The sequence below is a fragment of the Chrysiogenia bacterium genome (genome assembly GCA_020434085.1).
Lineage (GTDB): Bacteria > JAGRBM01 > JAGRBM01 > JAGRBM01 > JAGRBM01 > JAGRBM01.
In genome coordinates this window covers 1-5,325 of sequence record JAGRBM010000030.1, presented here as the reverse complement: position 1 = coordinate 5,325, position 5,325 = coordinate 1, and the positions used below count along the sequence as shown (strand labels likewise).

The 5,325-nt window shown below is 65.3% G+C and carries 4 protein-coding genes; 3 read left to right on the top strand and 1 reads right to left on the bottom strand.

Annotated features, from left to right (window positions below; genetic code table 11):
• The 3 genes from mrdA to KDH09_00860 all read left to right on the top strand — a co-directional run.
• On the top strand, positions 1-1,716 hold a 1,716-nt coding region (mrdA, locus tag KDH09_00870; protein MCB0218219.1), incomplete at its 5' end, for a penicillin-binding protein 2.
• The gene (gene rodA, locus KDH09_00865) at positions 1,713-2,825 is read left to right on the top strand and encodes a rod shape-determining protein RodA (GenBank protein MCB0218218.1); all 1,113 of its coding nucleotides are present in this window, start codon (positions 1,713-1,715) and stop codon (positions 2,823-2,825) included. The genes mrdA and rodA, both read left to right, overlap by 4 nt.
• A gap of 142 nt (positions 2,826-2,967) precedes the next feature.
• Positions 2,968-3,627 (top strand): histidine phosphatase family protein, encoded by a 660-nt coding sequence (locus tag KDH09_00860; protein ID MCB0218217.1) that lies wholly within the window; start codon positions 2,968-2,970, stop codon positions 3,625-3,627.
• Positions 3,628-3,631: 4 nt separating this feature from the next.
• On the opposite strand, the gene KDH09_00855 is transcribed toward KDH09_00860, so the two are convergent.
• Positions 3,632-5,325, bottom strand: a 1,694-nt coding sequence (locus KDH09_00855; protein MCB0218216.1) for an NHL repeat-containing protein, incomplete at its 5' end; no start/stop codon positions are given.

The following is a 5,325-nucleotide window of genomic DNA, read 5'->3' as shown; positions in this document are numbered from 1 at the left end:
TTCCTGGCCTCGCGCCGTGACACGGAGAAGCAGGCGCGCGCCGAGGCGACCATCGAGCGCCTCGCACAGATTCTCGAAGTCAGCCCCGAGGAAATCTGGAAGACCGTTCGCGAGGGCGGCGGGCGCCTGCGCTTTCGTCCGGTGCTGGTGCGCGACGATGCGACCTGGGACGAGATATCGAAAATCGAGGAGATCAACCTGCGTGCCAATGGTGTGTTCGTTCGCACCGAGCCGGTACGCGAGTACAAATACGGCGGCGTGGGCGCACACTTTCTGGGCTACATCCACGAGGTCAACGCCGATGAACTCAAGCGCCTGAAGGAAGAATATCCCGACCATGGCTACCGGCAGGGAAATCTGGTCGGCCAGCAGGGCATCGAGGCAATGACCGAGTCCTGGCTGCGCGGGCGCGACGGTTACCGCGAGCTCATCGTCAACGCCTTCGGCGGCGAAGTGGACGAGGCGGTGCTCAAGGAACTGGGATTCGAGGCCGACAACGAAGCGCCGGTGCCCGGAAACAACATCGTGCTTACCCTCGACTGGGACCTGCAGCTTGCAGCCGAGGAAACCCTCGGCGGAGAACACGGCGCCATTGCGGCGATGAATCCGCAGACCGGAGAGGTGCTGGCGCTCGTCTCGCACCCGACCTTCGATCCGAGCGAATTCGCCCGCGGGATCTCGCAGAAGGAATACAATGCCCTGCTCAACGCGCCGGGTCGCCCGCTCTATTCGAAAGTAATTCAGGGCCAGTACCCGCCGGGCTCGACGTGGAAACCCTTTGTTGCGATGGCGGGGCTCGAAGAAGGCATCGTCGGATCGGATGACTTCGCCCCGGTCTGTCACGGCCGGATGCGGGTGGGGCGCCGGTGGTTCCACTGCTGGCGCCGCGGCGGTCACGGCAAGGTGGACCTGCTGCACGGGCTTCGCCAGAGCTGCGATATCTATTTCTACCAGCTCGGCCAGCGTCTGGGGATCGACCGCATTGCGCACTACGCCAGGCTCTTTGGATTCGGAAGCAAGACGGGCATCGGGCTGGACGAAGAAAAATCGGGCCTCGTGCCCACCGAGGAATGGAAAGAGCGCGTGAAGGGCGAACCCTGGCAGGCCGGCGAGACCCTGCCGTGCGCCATCGGGCAGGGCTTCGATCTCGTAACCCCGATTCAGCTTGTGCGCGGCATCTCGGCCATTGCCAACGGCGGAACGCTGGTGCAGCCCTACTTCATCGCGCGCGCCCAGAGCGTGGACGGCGAGGTGATTCACGACTTCAGCCCGCCCATCCCGCCGCCGCTTCCCTTTGCGCCCGAGCACATCGAGGCGGTGCACGAAGGCCTGGTCGCCGTGGTGAACGATCCCCAGGGGACTGCCCACCGTGCGAAGGTACCGGGAATCACTGTTGCCGGTAAGACGGGAACGGCCCAGGTGGTGCGGCTCTCTTCGGTTGAACACTACGAGAATGACGAAGACATTCCCAAGGAACTGCGCGACCACGCGCTCTTTGTCGCCTACGCCCCGGCGGAAGACCCCTACATTGCGCTGGCCGTGATCATCGAGCATGGCGGCGGCGGCGGCCGCAATGCCGCGCCCGTCGCGCAGAAGATCATCGCCCGCTACAAGGAATTGCGCGAGCAGCGTGCCACGGCGGGGCTGCTGCCCGCGCCGGACGCGGCCCATCCCGAGCTGCGCTATGCCGCCACGAGCGAGGAGGTCCAGCCATGAGCCGCTCTCGCTGGAAAGAAGCCGTCGATCCGCTGGTGCTCACCCCGGTGCTGGCGCTCATGGTGATCTCGCTGTTCAACCTCTACAGCGCCTCCCAGGGCGGCCTGAACGGCAGCCCCCACAAGAGCCAGATCATGTGGTTCACCATTGGGCTCATCGCCATGGCCGCGGCGGCGCTCATCGACATGCGCACGCTCGAGCGGATGACGCCGACCATCTTCGTATTGGCGCTCATCCCGCTGGCGGCGGTGCACTTCCTGGGGCACAAGGCAGGTGGCGCGCGAAGCTGGCTTCAGCTCGGGCCCTTTACGCTGCAGCCCTCGGAGCCCATGAAGATTGCGCTCATCCTCATGCTAGCGCGCTACTTCGGACGCGCGCCGGAGGAACCTCCGTACTCGCTCTTCGATCTGTGGAAGCCCACGCTCATCCTGCTGATCCCGCTGGGGCTCATCATGAAGGAGCCGGACATGGGAACGGGGCTCATCTACGTGGCCACGGTGGGGAGCCTCTATCTGTTCCTGGGACTCTCGCGCCGCACGTTCTGGGGCTCCATCGGACTCGTCGCGGTGAGCGTCGCGGCGGTGTGGCTCTGGAAGGGCGATCCGCTCTTCTTCCTGAAGGCCCACCAGAAGGCGCGCCTGGCGACTTTCTTAAATCCCGAATCCGACCCCCTCGGCGTGGGCTATCACGTCATCCAGTCGAAGATCGCCATCGGTTCGGGCGGCCTGTGGGGCAGGGGGTACCTTAAGGGACTGCAGACCCAGTTCAGTTTCCTGCCCGAGCAGCACACCGATTTCGCGTTCTCGGTGCTCGCCGAGGAACTGGGCTTTGTCGCCTCGGTGGGCGTCGTCGTGGCCTTCGCCGTGCTGGTGGGCCGGGCTTTTAATGTGGCCTCGCACGCGCGCGACAGCTTCAGCGCCATCCTGGCAACGGGATTCGGCATTCTCATTTTCTGGCACTTCCTGGTGAACATCGCCATGGTTGCCGGCCTGCTGCCGGTCATCGGCGTGCCCCTGCCGTTCCTCTCCTACGGCGGCAGTTCCGCGGTCACCATGCTTACCGGCGTGGGCTTCCTGCTCAACGTCGCGCGCGGGCGGCATTTCTTCTAGCGGGCTTGCCTTGTGGCTTTGCAGCAAATTCGGAAAATTCCGTCCACGTCCACGACAAACGTATACGCGGACGATTTTCCCTCTTCCGGCTTGAATCATCTATCCTGAATCCATGCGCATCTACTGGATCAGACATGGCGAGATGGAGTTTCGGGCCCACCGGCTCGACAACTTCGATACGATCAACGCCCTGTTCAATCAGGAGACTGAGGGCTCGCTCTCCGATCGCGGACGCGATGAGGCCCGCGCGGTGGCGCGGCATTTTTCGGGCAAACGGCTCGACGCGATCTATGCCTCCCCGCTGCTTCGCGCGAAGGAAACCGCCGACGCCACGGCCGAGGTGTTGGGCATGGACGTCGCCGTGCGCGAGGAAATCACAGAGCTGCGCACCGGCCGCCTGCCCGAGGGCTCAGCCGCGCAGCGGATCCTGAGCGGAATTTCCGGCTCGCCGCTGCCCAAACCGGTCAAGCGGGTGATGCTCGGCGGCTCGCTCATCCCGCTCTACTTTCAGAGCTGGCGCAGCGGTCGCACCGAGGGCGGCGAGTCGCCCGCCGATCTCGAGGCCCGCATCACCCGGATGTTCGAGGAACTCCAGGCCGCCCACGGCGAAGACGCCCACGTCGCGCTCTTCGCCCACGGCTATCTCATCTTCTATCTCTCGAGCATCTGGGCCCAGCGGTCTCTGAATACACTGCGCCCCTTCGTACAGCCCTACATTCCCAATGGCTCGATCACGACGATGGAAGTGAGCGCCCATCCAAGACCGCGGCTTATTGAATACGCCGCGGCCAGGCACCTGTAGAAGATTACGGAACCCGTCCGACGACGCGGTTATTGGCGCTGTCTGCAATGAAGAGCGCGCCGGCCCACCAGGCGAGATCCGCCGGGGCCGAGAGCGTCGTGATGTCGAGCGCGGGGTTGTTGGCGCTGCCGGAGGTAAGATTCGGCTGGCCGAGCGCGCTGGAGGCGGGAAAGCCGCTCACGGTGGGGTTGTTGTAGTAGAGCACGCGGTGGTTCGCGCTATCGGAGACATAAAGATCCGTGCCCGCGCCGGGGGTGACGTCCTCGGGCAGGCAGAGGGTTGTCGAGCCCACGCTCATGCCCGCGCCGTTGCAGTCGGAGCTGGTGAGACTCCCCTGACCAAGGGCAAGATCCGCCGTGTTGTTCGCGGGCGTCGGAAATCGCAGCACGCGGTTGTTGAGCGTGTCGGCGACCCAGAGCGTCGTTCCCGAGAGCGCCAGTCCCATGGGCCCGCACAGCCGCCCGGCCGTGGGGGTGCTCCCCGCGTTGCAACTGCCCGAAGTGAAGTTCGTCTGTCCCACGACCAGATCGGCGGTGGTGTCACCCGGCGCATCGAAGCGCAGCACGCGGTTGTTGCCCGTATCGGCGACCCAGACGTTGCCGCTTGCATCGACCTCGACATCGGTCGGGCCCGAGAGCGTGTTGGACGCGACCGAGCCGCCGCGGTTGGCGGCGCCCGACGTGAAGTTGGCTTGCCCGAGCACCAGGTCAGCGATGAGGTCCGTTCCGAATGGATCGTTGAAGCGCAGAATGCGGTTATTGAGGGTATCGGCAACCCAGAGTCTGCCCTGCGAATCGAGCGCGAGCCCGCGGGGTTCACAAAGACGGTTCGAGTCTGCGGCGCCGGGCGCGTTGCCGCGGTTGCAGCCGCCGCTGGCCAGGTCGCTCTGTCCGATCACCAGCGAGGCGGCCTGTCCGTTTGCCAGCGCGTCGGCGCTGGTCCATCCCAGAATGCGGTGGTTGTCGGTGTCGGCGACGAAGGCGCGGCGCGTGGCGCTGCTCTCATCGATCGCGACCGATGTCGGAAGCGTCAGGCCCGTGGCGCTTGTCGCTGCGCCGTTCGCTCCGCCGCCGGCCTGCCCCAGCACAATGGGGTAGGCGCGGTAACTGCGCGCACCCACCATGGTGAGGCTCATGGGCGTGTGCGCGTCGATGCTCACGCTGATGGGGCCCTCCACGCTGGGGGTGAGGGTGAAGGCGGCGATGCCGCTTGCAAGGGCCGCGTTGAAGGGGCCCGCATCGCCGGGATCGTCGGTGGAAATCTCCACATCGGTGAGCGAGGCGCCCGTATCGAGATTGCCGAAGGCATCGAGGGCGATGACCTCCGCCTGGAAGCCAACGCCGATTTCCTGCGCGTCGCTTGCGTTTAGAACAACCGGCCCTGTCGAGCGGGCGGTGATGGTCTCACCGGGAAAACGCACGAAGAGCTGCGTGGCGCTCTGCCCGTTCACCGTGATTCCCGCGGTCGTATAGGTGGGCATCGAGGCACCCAGATCCTGCGCGCTCAGGGTCATCGCGCCGCCGGGCAGCGCATCGGAATCGGTGTAGGGGGTAAACGGAAACTCGCGGAACCCGCCGTTCACGCCCGTCTGGAGCACGTTGTCGATGGGGCTTGTCGCCGGGTCATTCGATGAGAGCCGCACCACGCCGTTGAAACCGAAGTTGCGGTTGCCGTAGACATCAGTGGCGGTCACGCCGA